The sequence below is a fragment of the Terrabacter sp. GCM10028922 genome, assembly GCF_042666095.1.
GTDB lineage: Bacteria > Actinomycetota > Actinomycetes > Actinomycetales > Dermatophilaceae > Terrabacter.
Genome location: NZ_JBHTFG010000023.1, coordinates 22,598 through 38,464, shown reverse-complemented (window position 1 = coordinate 38,464; position 15,867 = coordinate 22,598). Strand labels below are relative to the sequence as shown.

At 72.5% G+C, this 15,867-nt stretch carries 17 protein-coding genes; 6 read left to right on the top strand and 11 right to left on the bottom strand.

Annotation, left to right across the window (positions count from 1 at the left end; all coding sequences use genetic code 11):
• Position 1 precedes the first annotated feature (1 nt).
• From ACFQU3_RS17085 to ACFQU3_RS17075, 3 genes are all read right to left on the bottom strand, one after another.
• On the bottom strand, positions 2-1,102 hold the full coding sequence (locus ACFQU3_RS17085) for an NAD(P)-dependent alcohol dehydrogenase (RefSeq protein WP_385911915.1): 1,101 nt from the start codon (positions 1,100-1,102) through the stop codon (positions 2-4).
• A 30-nt stretch (positions 1,103-1,132) separates the two neighbouring features.
• Entirely contained in the window at positions 1,133-2,674 is a 1,542-nt protein-coding gene (locus ACFQU3_RS17080) for an aldehyde dehydrogenase family protein (protein WP_385911913.1), read from the bottom strand.
• A gap of 127 nt (positions 2,675-2,801) precedes the next feature.
• Positions 2,802-3,488, bottom strand: coding sequence for a GntR family transcriptional regulator (locus ACFQU3_RS17075; protein ID WP_385911911.1), 687 nt, complete (start codon positions 3,486-3,488; stop codon positions 2,802-2,804).
• A gap of 118 nt (positions 3,489-3,606) precedes the next feature.
• Between ACFQU3_RS17075 and ACFQU3_RS17070 the strand changes: the two genes are divergently transcribed.
• Genes ACFQU3_RS17070 through ACFQU3_RS17050 form a run of 5 tightly spaced genes read left to right on the top strand, consistent with a single transcriptional unit; the run spans position 3,607 to position 7,961 of the window.
• The gene (locus ACFQU3_RS17070; RefSeq protein ID WP_385911909.1) at positions 3,607-4,920 is read left to right on the top strand and encodes an MFS transporter; all 1,314 of its coding nucleotides are present in this window, start codon (positions 3,607-3,609) and stop codon (positions 4,918-4,920) included.
• A 17-nt stretch (positions 4,921-4,937) separates the two neighbouring features.
• Complete coding sequence (locus tag ACFQU3_RS17065; RefSeq protein ID WP_385911907.1) at positions 4,938-5,705, top strand: putative hydro-lyase; 768 nt, start codon at positions 4,938-4,940, stop codon at positions 5,703-5,705.
• Positions 5,705-6,472 (top strand): LamB/YcsF family protein, encoded by a 768-nt coding sequence (locus tag ACFQU3_RS17060; protein ID WP_385911905.1) that lies wholly within the window; start codon positions 5,705-5,707, stop codon positions 6,470-6,472. Before ACFQU3_RS17065 ends, ACFQU3_RS17060 begins: the two co-directional genes overlap by 1 nt.
• Positions 6,472-7,086 (top strand): allophanate hydrolase subunit 1, encoded by a 615-nt coding sequence (locus ACFQU3_RS17055; RefSeq protein ID WP_385911904.1) that lies wholly within the window; start codon positions 6,472-6,474, stop codon positions 7,084-7,086. Before ACFQU3_RS17060 ends, ACFQU3_RS17055 begins: the two co-directional genes overlap by 1 nt.
• Positions 7,083-7,961: a biotin-dependent carboxyltransferase family protein gene (locus ACFQU3_RS17050; RefSeq protein ID WP_385911902.1), complete on the top strand. Its 879-nt coding sequence runs from the start codon at positions 7,083-7,085 to the stop codon at positions 7,959-7,961. The genes ACFQU3_RS17055 and ACFQU3_RS17050 overlap by 4 nt, the downstream gene beginning before the upstream one ends.
• A 3-nt stretch (positions 7,962-7,964) precedes the next feature.
• On the opposite strand, the gene ACFQU3_RS17045 is transcribed toward ACFQU3_RS17050, so the two are convergent.
• From ACFQU3_RS17045 to ACFQU3_RS17010, 8 genes are all read right to left on the bottom strand, one after another.
• Positions 7,965-8,438, bottom strand: a complete 474-nt coding sequence (locus ACFQU3_RS17045; protein ID WP_385911900.1) for a MarR family winged helix-turn-helix transcriptional regulator — start codon at positions 8,436-8,438, stop codon at positions 7,965-7,967.
• 112 nt (positions 8,439-8,550) lie between these two features.
• The gene (locus tag ACFQU3_RS17040) at positions 8,551-9,279 is read right to left on the bottom strand and encodes a phosphatase PAP2 family protein (protein WP_385911898.1); all 729 of its coding nucleotides are present in this window, start codon (positions 9,277-9,279) and stop codon (positions 8,551-8,553) included.
• Between the two features lie 76 nt (positions 9,280-9,355).
• Positions 9,356-10,438: a DNA polymerase IV gene (locus ACFQU3_RS17035; RefSeq protein ID WP_385911896.1), complete on the bottom strand. Its 1,083-nt coding sequence runs from the start codon at positions 10,436-10,438 to the stop codon at positions 9,356-9,358.
• A gap of 51 nt (positions 10,439-10,489) precedes the next feature.
• Positions 10,490-10,837, bottom strand: a complete 348-nt coding sequence (locus ACFQU3_RS17030) for a hypothetical protein (protein WP_385911894.1) — start codon at positions 10,835-10,837, stop codon at positions 10,490-10,492.
• Between the two features lie 85 nt (positions 10,838-10,922).
• Positions 10,923-12,107: a hypothetical protein gene (locus ACFQU3_RS17025; RefSeq protein ID WP_385911892.1), complete on the bottom strand. Its 1,185-nt coding sequence runs from the start codon at positions 12,105-12,107 to the stop codon at positions 10,923-10,925.
• 164 nt (positions 12,108-12,271) lie between these two features.
• Complete coding sequence (locus ACFQU3_RS17020; RefSeq protein WP_385911890.1) at positions 12,272-14,422, bottom strand: penicillin acylase family protein; 2,151 nt, start codon at positions 14,420-14,422, stop codon at positions 12,272-12,274.
• Positions 14,419-14,829 (bottom strand): TIGR03618 family F420-dependent PPOX class oxidoreductase, encoded by a 411-nt coding sequence (locus ACFQU3_RS17015; RefSeq protein WP_385911888.1) that lies wholly within the window; start codon positions 14,827-14,829, stop codon positions 14,419-14,421. Before ACFQU3_RS17015 ends, ACFQU3_RS17020 begins: the two co-directional genes overlap by 4 nt.
• A gap of 51 nt (positions 14,830-14,880) precedes the next feature.
• The gene (locus ACFQU3_RS17010; RefSeq protein ID WP_385911886.1) at positions 14,881-15,330 is read right to left on the bottom strand and encodes a hypothetical protein; all 450 of its coding nucleotides are present in this window, start codon (positions 15,328-15,330) and stop codon (positions 14,881-14,883) included.
• Between the two features lie 41 nt (positions 15,331-15,371).
• Between ACFQU3_RS17010 and ACFQU3_RS17005 the strand changes: the two genes are divergently transcribed.
• The gene (locus tag ACFQU3_RS17005; protein ID WP_385911884.1) at positions 15,372-15,767 is read left to right on the top strand and encodes a DUF2237 family protein; all 396 of its coding nucleotides are present in this window, start codon (positions 15,372-15,374) and stop codon (positions 15,765-15,767) included.
• Positions 15,768-15,867: the final 100 nt, after the last annotated feature.

Sequence of the window (15,867 nt, the reverse complement as noted above, 5' to 3'; positions counted from 1 at the left end):
GTCAGAACCTCAGCACCGGCTTGATGGTGGCGCCGCTGGCGACGTCGCCGACGGCCTGCTGGATGTCGGCGAACGCATACTCCTTGACCAGCCTGTCGATCGGCAGCCGGCCACTGCGGACAAGGCTCACGAGGGCGGGGATCAACGTCTGCGTCTCGCTGTCGCCCAGCGTCAGCCCGACGACCTGCTTCCCGGCGAGCATGCCGTTGACGTCCAGGGCGACCTCCGTGCCGAACGGCGGGGCGCCGACGACGACCACCGTGCCGCGTGCGGCCAGCGCGTCGACGCCCTGACGGAGCACCGCGACGCTGCCGGTGGTCTCGACGACGCCGTCCGCTCCGCCGCCCGTGATCTCGGTGACCGCGGCGACGAGGTCCTGGGCGGTGACGTCCACGACGTGGGTGGCACCGACCTCGCGCGCGAGGTCGAGCCGCGAGGCGACCCTGTCGGCGGCGATGATCGTGGTGGCCGGGGTGAGCGCGGCCGCCATCACGGCGGAGAGACCGACGGCGCCGGCGCCGAGCACGACGACGGCGCTGCCGGGCCGGGGCTTCAGCACGTTCCACACCGCGCCGGCGCCCGTCTGTATGCCGCAGCCGAGCGGCGCGAGCAGCTCGAGCGGGGCGTCGGGGTCGACCTTCACCAGACTGCGCTCGTCGACCAGGGCGAGCCGCGAGAAGGAGGACTGGCCGAAGAAGTGCCCGCCGATCGGCTCCCCGTCGCGCGTGATCGTGGACGACCCGTCGTCACGGCGCCCGCCGATGAGGTTGCGCGGCAGCCAGGTCTGGCAGTAGGCCGGGTGGCCGTCACGGCAGTTGCGGCAGCTGCCGCACGAGGTGAACGACAGGAGCACCTGGTCGCCGGGCTTGACCCGGGTGACGTCGGAGCCGACCTCCTCCACCACGCCGGCACCCTCGTGCCCGAGGACCCCGGGAAGCGGGAACGGCAGCCCGCCACTGGCCACCCCGAGGTCGGTGTGGCAGAGGCCGGCGGCGACCATCCGGACGAGGACCTCGTCCGGCCGCGGGTCCGCGAGGTCGACATGGCTGAGGGTGAAGGGCGCGCCGCCGGTCTCGACGACGGCTGCTTCGGTGCTGGTCATGAGGCTTCCTTGCTTCGTCTCGTGGAGGGTTCAGTCGAGCGAGATGACGACGGACTTGTCGCGGGTGTAGGCGGCGAGGCCCTCCGGGCCGTACTCGCGGCCGAAGCCGGACGACTTCACGCCTCCGAACGGCACGGCGGGGTCGAGCATCGCCCAGTCGTTGACCCAGACGATCCCGGCGTCGAGCCTCGCCGCCACGCGGTGGGCCCGCGCGAGGTCGGTGGTCTGGATGCCGGAGGCGAGCCCGTAGGGGGTGCTGTTCGCCATCGCCACCGCCTCGTCCTCGGTGTCGAACGGCTGCACGGTCAGGACCGGGCCGAAGATCTCCTCCTGGACGACCCGGGAGTCGTTGGCGAGGTCGGCGATCACGGTCGGCTTGTAGTAGAAGCCGCCGTTCAGGTCGAGCCGCTCCCCGCCGCAGACGACGCGGCCCCCGTCGAGGACCGCCTGCGCGACGTAGTCCTCGACCTTGGCCAGGTGCCGCTCCGCGGCCATCGGGCCGACGACGGTCTCGGGCCGTCGAGGGTCACCCACCGGCACGCCGGGCACCGCCTGGCCGAGGATCTCGACGAACGTGTCGTAGAGGGGCCGGGCGACCAGCAGGCGGGGTCCGCCCATGCAGAACTGGCCGGTGTTGAACACGAAGGCCTTGATCACCGAGCCGACCGCCTTCTCGACGTCGGCGTCCTCGAACACGATCTGGGCGGCGTTGCCGCCGAGCTCCATGGTGACCGGCGTCAGCGCCTCGCCCGCGACGGCCGCGGCGTGCCGGCCGATGGCCGTCGAGCCGGTGAACGCGATCTTGTCGACGCCCGGATGACGCAGCAGTGCCTCGCCCGCGACCGCACCGGCACCCGTGACGACGTTGACCACACCGTCGGGCACGCCCGCCTGGGCGAACAGCCTCGCCATGAACAACGCACTGAGCGGCGTGTCGTCGGCGGGCTTGTGCACGACGACGTTCCCGGCGGCGAGCGCCGGTGCGATCTTCGAGCTGGAGAGGATGAGCGGGAAGTTGAAGGGCGTGATCGCGCCGACCACGCCGAGCGGCTCGCGGCGGGTGTAGGCGAACGCGTTGAGCGGGGTGTCGCGGGTGGCACCCTCGACGGACTGGGCCAGGCCCGAGTAGTACTCGTACACCTCGGCGGCGGTCATGACGTCGACGGGGAGGCAGAGCGACACGGGCTTGCCGACGTCGAGGCTCTCGAGGCGCACGAGCTCGTCGGCGTTCTCGCGGATGAGGTCGGCCACCCGGTGCAGGATGCGAGCGCGTTCGCGACCGCTCATGCCACGCCACGGGCCGGTGTCGAAGGCCGCACGGGCTGCGGCGACGGCGGAGTCGACGTCGGCGGCGTCGCCCTCGGCGACCGTGCCGACCACGCTGCCGGTGGACGGGTCGACCACGTCACGGCGGCGGCCCTCGGCCGCTTCCCGCCACTGGCCGCCGATGAACAGCCGGCCGTCGTCGAGGAGGGCCACGCCAGGAGTCCCGGCCTCCACCTGAGCCTCCATGTGATCCGTGACGTGAGCCGTCACGGTCTCGACCGTGGCGCTGGTCTGGGTGTTCGTCACGCTGATCCTCCTCTTGGGAGCCTCGCCCGCGGTAGGTCCACACGCGCCGATTATCAGGCTTCCTGTTAATCCCAGTGTGGGGTTTGTCAGGAAGCCTGTCAATGGCTGACCGGCGCCGACGGTCAGGTCACAGCGCCCGGAGCAGCTCGCGTTCGGCGTCGTCGAGGTAGCGCACCAGCGCGTCATGGGCCGCATCCACCTGGCCGGCCTCCAGGAGTCGGCAGATCTCGGCGTTGCGCTCGATGTAGGGCTCGTGGAAGCGCCGGGGGTCAGGCATCACGAGGAAGACGAGGCGAAGCTCGGCGAGCACGTGCTCCATCAGCTCGCCGACGCGCGGGCTGCCCGCCAGGGCGGCGATCGCGAGGTGGAAGCGCATGTTCGCCGTTCCCACGTCCATCCAGCGGCCGTCCACCGCGGCCTGCCGAGCCTCGTCCAACGCCGCACGCAACGCCACCACGCGTTCCGGGCCCACGGCCCGCACGCCGCGCAGCGCCCCCAGCTCCACGAGGCGGCGCACCTGGAACAGGTCGCTCAGGTCCTCCGGAGTGAGTCGCCGGACGAAGACCCCGCGGTTGAGCTCGTGGACGAGGAGGCGCTCGTGCGCGAGCAGGCGGAACGCCTCGCGCAGCGTGTTGCGCGACACCCCGAGCGCCCGGCTGATGGCGTCCTCCGAGAGCCGGGTGGACGGTGGGATCGCACCGGCCATGATGCGTTCGCGAAGGAGGCCGGCGACACGTTCGGCGGTGCTGGTGCGGCCCAACAGGGCCCGCTCCTGCTCGAGGGCGGCGATCAGTGCCACCTCGTTCTGCGCCATCACGCCTCCCAACGTCGGTCGATGCCCAGTCTAGACATTTTCCTTCATCTTTTCCCTTGTGGGATTGTTGAACAATCTCTACCGTGGATGCATCACGCCGCTCCCTTGGAGGTCCCGCATGGCAACACCGACCAGCGACGAGCCGATGAACACACCGGTCGCCGAAGCCGATCCACCTTCCTCCGGCCCCGACGCCGCCGTGGACACCGGAGCCTTCGCCTGGTGGCGCTCGCTGACCGCCGCGGGCCGTCGCGCCTTCACCGGCTCGTTCCTCGGCTACGCGCTCGACTCCTACGACTTCTGGGTGCTGCCCCTCGGCCTGGCCGCCATCACGGCGGCCTTCGGGCTCACCACCCCGCAGGCCGGGCTCCTCGCAACGACCACGCTCGTGGCCAGCGCGTTCGGCGGAGTGATCGCGGGCATCCTGTGCGACCGCATCGGGCGCGTCCGGACGCTGATGCTGACCGTCGCCACCTACGCCATCTTCACGGCGCTCTGCGGGCTGGCCCAGAACTACGACATGCTCCTCGTGTTCCGCGCGGCGCAGGGCATCGGGTTCGGAGGCGAGTGGGCCGCCGGAGCAGTGCTCATGTCGGAGTACGCCGCGGCTCGACACCGCGGCCGGACGGTCGCGCTGATCCAGAGCTCCTGGGCGGTGGGCTGGGGCCTCGCCGTCCTCGCCTACACCGTGATCTTCTCCCTGGCCGACGAGGGGACCGCCTGGCGGTTGCTCTTCCTCACCGGCGCGCTGCCCGCGCTGCTCGTCTTCTACGTCCGGCGCAACATGAAGGACGCCCCGGCCTTCGAGGAGAACCGGAGCCAGGTCGACCGGGTCGCGATCGCCTCGATCTGGAAGCCGGACCTGCTCAAGACGACGCTGCTCGCCTCGGTGCTGGCGACCGGCGCCCAGGGCGGCTACTACACCCTCGCGACGTGGGTGCCGACGTTCCTCAAGACCGAGCGAGGCCTCACCGTGGTCGGCACCGGCAGCTACCTCGCGTTCCTCATCACCGGCGCCTTCGCCGGCTACCTCACCGGCGGCTACTTCACCGACCGCATCGGCCGCAAGAACACGTTCCGGATCTTCGCCGTCCTGAGCGCCGTGCTGATCGTCCTCTACACCCAGCTGCCCGCGAGCGCAGGCGAGTACGTGCGGATCCTCGGCTTCCCACTCGGGTTCTGCTCCAGCGCCATCTTCGCCGGGTTCGGGGCCTACCTCGCCGAGCTGTTCCCGTTGCGGGTCAGGGGCACGGCCCAGGGGTTCACCTACAACGTCGGCCGCGGCATCGGGGCGTTCTTCCCCACGGCCATCGGGTTCCTCGCCGCCAACTACGGGATGGGCGGGGCCATGACGTTCGGCGCCGCCGCATACGGGCTCGTCGTCGTTGCGCTGTTCTGGCTGCCGGAGACCGCGGCACGGGAGCTGACGTGACCGTGGACCGTGCGGCCATGACACCGGAGCGGGCACGGGCCGCCTTCCGCGACGGTCAGGTGGCCCCGACGACCGGGTGGGCCGACGGCTACGCGCAGGCCAACCTCGTCAGCGTGCCGAAGGACTTCGCGTACGACGTGCTCCTCTTCGCCCAGCGCAACCCCAAGCCGTGCCCCCTGCTCGACGTGACCGAGGCCGGCTCGTGGTCCACGGCCGTGGCGCCGGGGGCCGACCTGCGCACCGACCTGCCTCGCTACCGCGTGTGGGCGCAGGGTGAGCTGGTCGAGGAGGCGGGCGACGTCCGGAGCTGGTGGCGTGACGACCTCGTCACGTTCCTCATCGGCTGCAGCTTCACGTTCGAGGCCGCGCTGCTCGAGGCCGGCGTCCCGGTGCGGCACCTCGAGCAGGGCCGCAACGTCCCGATGTTCCGCACCGACCGCCGCTGCCGACCCGCCGGCCGGCTCCACGGGGACCTGGTGGTCTCGATGCGGCCGGTCCCCGCCGAGCTCGTGGCCACGGCCGTGACGGTGACCGCGGCGGTCCCGGCCGTCCACGGCGCGCCGGTGCAGGTCGGGGAGCCCGGGCGGCTGGGCATCACCGACCTGTCCGAGCCCGACTTCGGCGACCCCGTCGACCTCCACGACGGCGACGTCCCGGTGTTCTGGGCGTGCGGGGTCACACCGCAGGTGGCGATCATGGAGTCGCGGCCGCCGTTCGCGATCACGCACGCGCCCGGCCACATGTTCGTCACGGACGTCCGCGACGTCGACCTCCGGGTGTCGTGATGGTGACCATCGACCTCAACAGCGACCTCGGTGAGGGCTTCGGCATCTGGCGGCTCACCGACGACGACGCACTGCTCGAGCTCGTCACCAGCGCCAACGTCGCCTGCGGCTTCCATGCCGGCGACCCGTCCACCATGAGGCGCGTGTGCGAGCGAGCGGCGGCGAACGGCGTCACCGTCGGGGCCCAGGTCTCGTACCGGGACCTCGCCGGTTTCGGACGGCGTCGCATGGACGTCGACCCGCCAGAGCTGCGCGACGACGTCCTCTACCAGATCGGCGCGCTCGACGCCTTCGCCCGGGCCGCCGGCACGGCGGTGCGCTACGTCAAGCCGCACGGCGCCCTCTACAACACCGTGGTGCACGACGAGAGCCAGGCCGGCGCGGTGGTCGAAGCGGTCGCCGGCTACGAGGCCGGCCTGCCGGTGCTCGGCCTGCCCGGCTCCCAGCTGCTGCGGAAGGCTGCGGCCGCGGGCCTGCCGACCGTGCCGGAGGCGTTCGCCGACCGTGCCTACACGCCCGAGGGGACCCTGGTGCCGCGCAACCGGCCGGGAGCGGTGCTGCACGACGTGGACCAGGTCGTCGCCCGGTGCGTCGAGATGACCACGCAGGGCACGGTCCGCGCGGTCGACGGCAGCACGGTCGAGGTCGGGGCGCGGTCCATCTGCGTGCACGGCGACACGCCCGGAGCGGTCGAGATCGCGCGTCGGGTCCGGAAGGCGCTCGAGGGAGCCGGTGTCCGGCTGTCTCCCTTCGTGGGGGCAGGCTGATGCTGGTCCTCCCGTGCGGGGAGCATGCCGCGCTGGTGGAGCTCGCCGACCTGACCGAGGTGCTGGGGCTGTACGCCACGCTTCGACGTGAGCCGCTCGACGGCGTCACCGAGCTGGTCCCCGCGGCACGCACGCTGCTCGTGCGCTTCGACAGGAGGGTCACCGGCGTGGACCGCATCGCCGCACAGCTGAGCGGGCGCCCCATCGGGCCGGCCGAGGACCACCACCGCGACGAGGTCACGATCGAGGTCCGGTACGACGGAGAGGACCTCGAGGAGGTCGCGTCGCTGAGCGGCCTGCCGGTTCGCGAGGTGGTCGAGAGGCACGTCGCCGCTGCCTACACGAGCGCCTTCTGCGGGTTCGCCCCCGGGTTCGCCTACCTCGTCGGGCTCCACCGCAGTCTGTGGGTGCCGCGGCGCGACTCGCCCCGCACCCGCGTGCCCACCGGGGCGGTCGCGATCGCCGACGAGTACGCCGCGGTCTATCCCCGCGAGTCACCGGGCGGGTGGCGGATCATCGGCCACACCGACGCTCCCGTGTGGGACCTGGAGCGCACCCCGCCGACGCTCCTCGCGCCCGGCACCCCCGTTCGGTTCGTCGAGGTGACGGCATGACCCTCGAGGTGCTCTCCCCCGGGCCACTCGCCACCGTCCAGGACCTCGGCCGCCCCGGCCTCGCCCACCTCGGCGTCGGCGAGTCCGGCGCTGCCGACCGGCGCAGCCTCCGGCTGGCGAACCGGTTGGTGGGCAACCCCGAGGGCGCCGCAGCGCTCGAGGCGACCCTGGGCGGTCTGACCGTCCGGTTCGACACCGCGGTGCTCGTCGCGCTGACCGGAGCGCCGTGTCCGCTGACCGTCGGAGGGCGAGGTGCCGCCATGTACGCGCCCCTGCCCGTGAGGGCCGGCGAGACCCTTCAGCTCGGGATGCCCGAGGCGGGTCTGCGCACCTACCTCGCCGTCCGTGGCGGCATCGAGGTGCCCTGCGTGCTCGGGTCACGCAGCACCGACACCATGGCCTCGCTCGGCCCTGCGCCGTTGAGCCCGGCAACGCGGCTGCCGGTCGGCGCACCGACACAGCCTCATCCGGGAGTCGACATCGCTCCCCAGGCGCCGTACGCGTCCGAGATCCATCTCGACGTCGTCCTCGGACCACGCGACGACTGGTTCACCGCGGAGGCCTTGGCCGCGCTGTGCCTCGGGCCCTACACCGTGACCGACAGGTGCGACCGGGTCGGGATCCGGTTGGACGGTCCGCTGCTGACCCGCCGGATCGAGCGGGAGCTCAAACCGGAGGCCACCGTCGCAGGCGCCCTGCAGGTGCCGCCGAACGGGCAGCCGATCCTCTTCCTCGCCGACCACCCGGTCACCGGTGGCTACCCGGTGATCGCGGCGGTGACCGAGGACGACCTGCACCTGGCCGCCCAGGCCCGGCCGGGTCAGAGGTTGTGGTTCCGCACGACGGGTCGGCAACGGCCCCGACAGGTCGGCTGAACGTCAGTGCAGCGGGTGCTGGTTCAGCGAACGCCGACACCGCATGAGGTAGCTGCGCAGCGTCTCGACCTGTCCGGCGTCGAGGGCCTCGACCATCTTCTCCTCGATCGCGGCGACCGGGGCGCGCAGCCGGTGGATGACCGCCTGGCCCTCCGTGGTCAGCGAGAGCAGGTACTGCCGGCGGTTGTCCGCGTCGCGCTCACGCGTCACCAGCCCCCGGTCGAGCAGGTAGGTCACCATCTCCGCCATGGTCTGGGCGCGCACGAACGAGCTGCGCGCCAAGGCGGCGGACGTCATGCCGGGATGGCGTTCGAGCACGGTGAGCGCGGTGTACTGGATTGCGGTGAGGTCGTCGGTCGCGGCCACCTCGTCGAGCTGCTGGCGTACGGCGAGCTCCACCTGCTTGATGAGGTAGAGCAGCGTGACGCCCTGGGTCCGGTCCTCGGCGGGTGACGTGGCCCGCTCCTGTCCGGTCACTGCGCCCACCGCTCCTCCCGAGGTCGATCCGACTCCGCCCACGACGACCATGATGTCGTCAGGTGAACGACTCTAGAGCCGCGGGCCGGGTCCGGCCCGGCCGGGGGCGCAGTCATGACAGCTCCCGGCGAGCGGGTTCGAGGTCACCGACGAGCCGGCGCCACGCCTGCGGGCCCGTGTCGACCGACCGGACGAGCAGGCGATGCGCCACGGGAGCCAGGGCCCAGGTGCCGAACCACACGACGACGACCCCGACCGCGAGACCGGCCACGACGTCGTGCCAGTAGTGAGCGCCGGTCAGCACCCGGGACGCGGCGACGGCGAGGGCGAGCGGCGCGACGAGGCGCCACCACACGGGGGCCAGCACGACGACCGCTGTCGCGAGCGCCCCCGCGATGGTGGCGTGGTTGCTCGGCCACGACCAGTCGCCCGGTGCGGGGCAGGCCGCCAGCGTGCCGACGTGCAGCATGCGGCAGGGTCGTTCCTCGCGCACGAGGCCCTTGACGCCCTCGCTGAGCGCGTAGGCCACGACCGTCGAGACTGCGGCGACGAGCGCCACCGTCAGGTGCTCGAGGTCGTGCGACCGGGCGCGCCAGGCAAGGACGACCGCGAGCGCGACGAGCGCCACGAGGCCCAGCTCGCCGACGACCTCGAACGCACCCCCGACGACACCTGGCAGCGCGACCGCGCCGGACACCGTTGCCCGGTATGCCGCGTCGCGCACCGCGAAGAGCAGCCCGACGAGCACCGCGGCGACGACCACCCCCGACGCCGCCCCCGACGCCGGGCCGTCGCCGAGGCGTCGCCGCACGTCCACCCGGGCGTCATCTCGAGAGCGCATGGCCACGACCGTAGGCGACGCGCTGCGGTCTTCGCGTGCGCCCCCGTTGGCAGGCCGGCCGACCGCGGACTCCCGGTCAGAGCCGTCCTCGGACCGGTGTTCGCTCGACGGGGTCGCCCTCCTCGGGCATGACCATCTCGGCGCGCACACCGAGCAGGCGCACCTCCCGCTCCGGGTCGAGGGTCTGCGCCAGTGCCACGGCGGCGTCGACGACATCGGCACGCTCGGTCGTCGCCGCAGGGAGCTTGCGCGCCTTCGTCTGGGTGAAGAACGGCGCGTAGCGCACCTTGAGCGTCACCCGGAAGACCGGGCGCCCCTCGGCGACGGTGTCGTCGAAGACCTGTGACGCGAGCTCGCGTACGGCCTCGCGCACCTCGTCGGGCGTCGTGAGGTTGCGCTGGTAGGTCGTCTCGCGGCTGTGGCCACGCGCGACCCACGGCGTGTCGTCGACCACGGCCGAGCCGATGCCCCGCCCGAGCTGGGAGTACCAGACGCCCATGCGCGGGCCGAACTCACTGACGAGGACCTCCTCGACGGTCTCGGCGAGCTGGCGGACGGTCACGATGTCGTGGCGCGCGAGGCGTTTGGAGACCTTGGCGCCGACGCCCCACAGGTCGATCGTCGGGCGGTCGCCCATGACCTCGAACCAGTTCTCACGCGTCAGCCGGAAGACGCCGCGGGGCTTGCCGAACCCTGTCGCGATCTTGGCCCTCACCTTGTTGTCGCCGATGCCGACCGAGCAGTGCAGCTCGGTCGCCTCGAGCACCGCGGCCTGCGCCTGGCGGGCGAACGCCTCGGGGTCGTCGGTGTCGACGCCGAGGAACGCCTCGTCCCAGCCGAGGACCTCGACGACGACGCCGAGGTCGCGCAGCGCGTCCATGACGTGACCGGACGTCTCGGTGTAGGCCGGTGCGTCGACGGGGAGGATGACGGCGTCGGGCACCTTGCGCGCGGCCAGCCGCAGCGGCATACCGGACCCGACCCCGAACTTCCGGGCCTCGTAGCTCGCCGTCGACACGACGGCCCGCTCCGTGGGGTCACCGCGCCCGCCGACGATGACGGGCCTGCCGGCGAGCTCGGGTCGGCGCAGCACCTCGACCGCGGCGATGAACTGGTCGAGGTCGACGTGCAGCACCCAGTGGGCGGGGCCTGCGCTCATGTCGCCATTGTGCCCGGCAGTGCCGACGGCGCCCGGTCTGCGGTGTTGCCGTCAGTCGCGACCGGCCGGGCGTCGCGAGCGGTCGACGACCGGCTTGCCCCGGCGGAAGGTGTAGACGGTCGGGTTGTCGGCGGGCACGGAGTCGCTCGTCCCGTCGTATGCCGGGTCACCGGTCTCGTCGCGGGGAGCCGGCCCGGCGGCGCCGTCCTGCTCCCGGGCCGCCACCACGACGCCGTGGTAGAGCAGGGCGGCCGAGAGGCCGGTGAGGGCGTAGGCGCCCACGGCGAGCAGCACGCCGGTGTGTGCGCCGCCGATGTCGGAACGCAGCAGGTGCAGGCCACCGGCGACCGCCCCCACGACCGCGGCGCCGACGAACCAGATGATCGTGGCCCGGGTCATTGATATCCCCACGGGGTCACTGTGGCACACGTGTGCCTCGCCCGAGAGCAGCTTCGCGGCCGTGCCCGGCCGCGCCGTCACCCCTTCATCGGGCGACGACGGACCTCGCGGCTCCTGCGGCAGTGCCGGGCGTGCGGGGCGTGCTGGTCCCGTGGCCGTTGCCCGGGTTGGCCTTGCCGGTCTTGCCCGCCTTGCCGGTGGCCAGCTCGATCAGGCCGGCCGGGCCCTTGGGGTCGGCGCCGCCCTTGTCCTTGGCCGCCTTGGCGGCCTTCGGGGCCTTGTCATCCTTGGCGGCCTTGGGGTCTTTGGCGCCCTTGTCGTCCTTGGGGTCGTTGGCCGTGATCGGCTTCTCCGGACCGGGCACGGCTGCGACGCCGGTCGGCTTCGGGCTGAGCACGTCGGGTGAGAGCGTCAACCCACCGCCGGCCCTGGGCGACCCCGCTGCGGCGTCAGGTGAGCCCGCGGCGGCCGACGCAGTCGCGGACGGTCGGGCCGAAGCGGTCGAGGACACCGTCTCGGGCGCGGTCGCCGTGGCGGCCCGCGCGGTCGTGGCGGTGGCCGCCGGCGACGGAACCGAGGCGTCGACCCCGGACGGCGGGACGGCGGCATACGAGGTCTGGGCCTGGCTGACGCGCGGAGAGCTGGCGGGCATCGGCGCGGCTGGCACGGACGGGAGGCGCGAGCTGCGCTCGTGCGTCGCGACCGTGCCGACGATGAGGGCGGTGACGGCCATCCCGAGCAGCAGGCCGGCGCCGCGCGGGCCACCGACCTGGGCGAGGGTCACGCGGCCACGCACGAGGGCGGCGCTCGCGGCGAGCAGCGTGGAGACGCCGGTGACCACGAGGCCGCCGGTCAGGCCGCCGACCAGCGAGCTGAAGACGACGAGGCCGCCGAGGATCGCAAAGCCGGGGACGGTGCCCTCGGGCAGACGCCGCCGAGGGAGGTCCGCGAGCAGGTCGACGGTCTCGCAGCGGTCGAGCACGGGACGGGTCGGCAGCGTGAACGAGGTGTCCTCGAGCACCGCGCACCGGGACGGGTCGGAGGTCACGCCGTCAGTGTGGCCGACAACCGTGCCCGCAGCGGTGAACGACGCGTCGCCTCTGGCCACGCCGGAGCGGGCGGCCGGCCCCGCCGCGGCCCACAGCTGCCAACCCCGGGGCGGCACGGGCCACGACGGGTCGGGCAGCCAGCGCTCGGGGTCAGAGTCCATGAAGTCGAGCGGGTCGTGGCGCAGCGGATCGCCGTGTGTTGGCATCATGCTCGTCGTCACCTGACTCACTACTCCTGCGGTGTACGCGGACGACACCGAGGGGAACGGTGCCGTTACCCGAGAACAGTAGGGCGATGAGTCACGCTTTGTCCCATAAATGGTAAAAAGAAGGCAAAGTTTTCGCCATCGGCCGGTCGCGCCACAAAACGACGCGGCCGAGTGGGCTAACTCAGGCTCTCCGACGCCTCGACCGGGTGCAGGTCTCCGGTCAGCCACGCAGGCGTCTGGTCCGCGAAGTGCGGGTCGCGCGCGTCACCGCTCGCCCCGAAGGGCACGACCCACCCGCTCGCCTCGCGGTCCGCGAGGTCCCAGACGTAGCGCGCGGCGGGTCCGCCGTAGCAGCGGTCGGTGACGCCCGGCGCGCTCGCTGCGGCGAAGACGCACCCCTTGTCGCCACCGACGGGGTCCTGTGCGACGGGTGGCGCGCCGCCGACCGCGTCGAGCGCGTGGAGCGGGTCGAGCCAGTGCCGCTCCCCCCACACGGTGGCTCGGGTGTCCTGCGCGGCAACGCGTTCGAGCGCTGCGCGGACCCCTGCAGCCACGTCGATGCCGATGCTCGCGCCCTCGCGTGCCATCGAGTGCCAGCCCACGCCGATCTGCGTCGTGACGTCGGTCCACGGCAGGAAGAGGCGTGAGTGACCGCTGGGCTCGTGCAGGGCCGCGAGAGCCGGCTGCTCGGCGAACCAGCGTACGAGCGCCGTGCGCCACGCGGCGAACACGGCGGCCCCTCGGCTTCCCGCGTCACTGCGGCCGTCCCACGCCAGCAGCTCGGCCCGCACGTCGGCCGCCGGACCGTCGACCTCGACGGCCTCGACGAGCTCGTGCATGAGCTCGGCCTGCCCGTTCAGGGTGTCGACGTGGATCGCGGCGCAGTCGGCCGCCGTCAGCCCGTCGCGCTCACCGATGAGGTCGCGGATGCGTTCGGCGCGGAAGGGAGTGGCGTACTCCACTCCCAGCCCGCCGCCGCTGGCGCGGTCGTTCGCGCTGACCATGACGTCGCGCACCTCGGTGGTGGGACCGCGCCGGTAGCCGTGCCACTGGTGCCGCGCGTCCCACGCGGGCAGCGGCAGCACCGTGCCCGCGGGGTCGCGCTCGGGAACGCGTCCGACGACCAGGTGGCGCATCCGGCCCGACACGTCGGCCACGAGCGCGCTGTTGACCGGCTCGACCCACCGCGACAGCGCCTGCTCGACGTCGTCGAGCGTGCGGGCGCGCAGGAGCGGGAGCAGCGCTCCGAACCCGAGGTCCTCCTCGCACTGCGTCGGGGTGCGCAGGCTGTACGGGGCCATGACCGCCCGACGCTGCTGCTCGCCCTCGTCAGCCCACGCCGGCGGTGCGTCGGCCTCGGCGGCGAGCCGTTCGACCTCCGCCTCGAGCCCGGTCACGACGGGCCCGCGCGCGGTGACCGCGACCGGCACGGTGACGTCGTGCTCGCCCCGCACGCGGATCGTCTCGGTCCAGGACTGCACCTCCTCCCACCCGTCGAGGCCCTTCGCGCGGTACACGGGTGACCCGTCGTCGGCCACGCCCGCGTGCGCGAGCGACTCGAGGGTGAGGTCCTGGTAGTCGGCCATGGCGTTCGTGATGCCCCACGCCACCGTGCCCGTGTGGGCGAAGTGCTGGACGCCCGGCACCCCCGGGAAGGTGAAGCCGACGACGTCGAACTCGGGGCAGGCGAGGCCCACCTGCTGGTAGCAGCCGGGCAGCTCGATGTTGCGGTGCGGGTCGCCCGCGATGAGCGGCAGCCCGCCCGCCGTGCGGTGGCCGCCGATGACCCACGCGTTGCTTCCCGATGCCTCGGCGCGCTCGACGCCCTCGGCGTTGAGCAGGGGCAGCACGTCCTCGCCGAGCCGGTCGGCCACGTGGGCGTTGAAGAGCTTCGACGGGAACGTGCCGAAGAGCAGGTGGATGCCCCAGAAGATGCCGAGCGGCGTCCACGGCTCCCACGGACGCGGCTGGGCGGCATACGCCTGCAGCCCGAGCGCCTCGATCTCCGGGAGGCCGGCGAGACCCTCCGCAAGGGTGTCGTTCACCCCGCCCACGTATGCCGTGAGCCACGTCTGCGTCTCGGCGTCGAGGCGCTCGAAGCACCGCCGGACGGTCGGCTCGAGAAGCACCTGACGGGAGAAGCGGTCCCACGTCGCACCGGCCGGGCCGACGTACTCCGCCGTGCGGCCTTCCATGCGCCAACGGTGGTGCTCGATCTGCCAACCCCGGTCGAGCGCGGTCACCCGGCCCTGCAGCCTGGCCAGACCCATGACGTCGTCGGCCCGCAGGTGCGGCACGCCGACGGCATCGCGCCGCACATCGGTCACGCGATGTCCCGCAGACGGCCCCACCCGTGCCAGCGGTCGACCCTGATGTAGGCCGTGATGCGCAACCGGTCGCGGACCCGGTAGGGCTGCCCCGTGTAGTGCGTGGCGATCCGGTCGATGTCCGCGAGGTCGAGGTCGTCGATGAGCTCGACGACGCGGCCCTGCACGCTGACGTGCGTGATCCAGTTGTCGGGGTCCATGGCGCTGAGGCTGACGCGCGGGTCGGCGCGCAGCCAGTCGAGACGCTTGCGGCCGGCGTCCATGTTGACCACGATCAGGCCGCCTTCGACCATGTACCAGGTCGGCACGGAGACCGGTTGGCCGTCGGGCCGCACGCAGCTGATCGTCGCGTGGTTGGGCCGGCTGAGGAAGTCGACGACCTCGACGGGCATGGGGGCACGGGGCACTGCGGGTCTCCTTCAGCCTCAGCGTATCTCGATCAGCAGGCGGTTATCGTGTCAGTCGTCCTGGCTCGAGAACCGGCTCTCGATCTCACGCAGGAACGCGTCCGAGATCCGGCGGAACTGCTGGAGCGTCAGGGTGATCGGGTCGCCGACGGCGAGGCCGAGCACGCTGTGGGCCGGGTCGAGCGGGATCTGCGGGTCGGACATGACCGTGCCGCCGTTCTCCATGAGCGACCGGGCGAGCACGCGGACCTCGTTGAGGGCGTTGCCGTCCTTGCCCTCGACGCCGCGCAGGCGGTGCACGAAGTAGCCCTCCAGAACGAGCAGCATGTTGTTGAAGTACTCGTACTCGAGCGACTCGAGGGCCCCCTCGAGGCGGGAGACGTCCGCGTCACCGTGGTCGCGCGCAGCCTGGGCGACCTCGTGGAACATCGCGACCTGCGTCTCGACCCGGGACCGGCACGCGTCGATGTAGTCCTGCTCGTACTCCCTCATGCCCAGCATGGGCCCAGCGTAGCGAGCGCCACGGCGGATAGGTTGGGCCCATGGCAGCGCGTGAACGGAACGTGCTCGGTGGCGCGCTCGAGGCCTGCGGCACCGACCCGATGACCGGCTTCTACCGCGACGGTTACTGCACAACGGGTCCCGAGGACCGAGGCAGCCACACCATCTGCGTCGTCGCGACGCCGGAGTTCCTCGAGCACCAGCGCAGCGTCGGCAACGACCTCGTGACGCCACGCCCCGAGTGGCGGTTCCCCGGCCTGACCCCGGGCGACCGGTGGTGCGTCGTGGCCAGCCGGTGGTTGCAGGCCCACCAGGACGGCGCCGCCGCGCCGGTGTTCCTCGCCGCCACGCACGAGCGGGCACTGGAGGTCGTGCCGCTCCAGCTGCTCCAGGCGTATGCCGCCGACATTCCGGACGACCCGAGCTCGCTGCTCTGACGGCGGGTATCGCCGAGGCGCGCACACCGATCGGCGACCGGCGTAGCGTCGAAGTGGCTCGACTCGAGCACGGCAGGGGGTGCCCGTCATCAGGCCGCCC